We start from the raw sequence: 1,155 nt of genomic DNA, 5'->3' as shown, positions 1-1,155 counted from the left end.
TTTCTTCAAGCGGGTCTTGACGGCTTATCCGCTCATATTGGGTGTCATGTTCGCGACCATTGCGTTGGTCGCGTTTGGGAGTGGCAAATGGGTGCACTAACTCAAGCCGCAAAGGCCCTGCTGCTGAAGGATTTCGTCAGCGCCTTCTTCCTGTCGATGCGCCAGTTCTTCGCGCCGAAGGAGACGATCAACTATCCGCACGAGAAGGGGCCGATCAGCCCGCGCTTCCGCGGCGAGCATGCGCTGCGCCGTTATCCGAACGGCGAGGAACGCTGCATCGCCTGCAAGCTGTGCGAGGCGATCTGCCCGGCGCAGGCGATCACCATCGAGGCCGGCCCGCGCCGCAACGACGGCACGCGCCGCACCGTGCGCTACGACATCGACATGGTGAAGTGCATCTATTGCGGTTTCTGCCAGGAAGCCTGCCCGGTCGACGCGATCGTCGAGGGGCCGAATTTCGAATTCGCGACCGAGACGCGCGAGGAGCTTTACTACAACAAGGAAAAGCTGCTCGCGAACGGCGATCGCTGGGAGCGGGAACTGGCGCGCAACATCGCGCTGGACGCGCCCTATCGCTGACATTTGACGCATGGACGGGGCGAAGAGCCTCGTCTAATGGAACACCAACTTTGCCAGCCGGAGGCGGCGGCGATATCGAGCAGGGGCGCTAAGCCCAGTGTTCGGACAGGAACCCGGGGGAACCCCATGCTGAGTGGACTAGAGGCGGTCTTTTTCTACCTCTTCGCCTTTATTGCCGTGGCGTCGGCCTTCATGGTCATTTCGTCGCGCAACCCCGTGCATTCGGTGCTGTTCCTGATCCTCACCTTCTTCAATGCCGCGGGCCTGTTCATGCTGACCGGCGCCGAGTTCCTGGCGATGATCCTGCTCGTCGTCTATGTCGGCGCGGTGATGGTGCTGTTCCTGTTCGTCGTCATGATGCTCGACGTCGACTTTGCCGAGATGAAGCAGGGCGCGCTGCAATACGCGCCGATCGGCGCGCTGGTCGGGCTGATCCTGGCGGCTGAGCTGATCATCGTGCTCGGCGGCTACAGCTTCGCGCCTGAGCTTGCCTCGACGGTGGCGAAGGCAACGCCGGACCTCGCCACGCGCTCCAACACGGCCGCGCTCGGCGACATCCTCTACACGGACTACCTC

Annotated in this window: 2 protein-coding genes; both read left to right on the top strand. The window is 62.5% G+C overall.

Annotated elements, in window-relative coordinates; genetic code table 11:
• Positions 1-87: 87 nt before the first annotated feature.
• On the top strand, positions 88-579 hold the full coding sequence (gene nuoI, locus EOA29_RS37215) for an NADH-quinone oxidoreductase subunit NuoI (RefSeq protein ID WP_127222443.1): 492 nt from the start codon (positions 88-90) through the stop codon (positions 577-579).
• 126 nt (positions 580-705) lie between these two features.
• The coding region (locus tag EOA29_RS37210; protein ID WP_127222442.1) for an NADH-quinone oxidoreductase subunit J at positions 706-1,155 on the top strand (450 nt) is incomplete at its 3' end.

Origin of the sequence: Mesorhizobium sp. M1E.F.Ca.ET.063.01.1.1 (assembly GCF_003998155.1) — a bacterium.
Taxonomy (GTDB): Bacteria; Pseudomonadota; Alphaproteobacteria; order Rhizobiales; family Rhizobiaceae; genus Mesorhizobium.
The sequence above is the reverse complement of the archived record's forward strand: the minus strand, read 5'-3'. Positions and strand labels throughout refer to the sequence as shown.

What these genes read in the sequence shown, in the direction of transcription:
- nuoI (WP_127222443.1), top strand. Translation starts at nt 88, where the DNA reads ATGGGTGCACTAACTCAAGCCGCAAAGGCCCTGCTGCTGAAGGATTTC.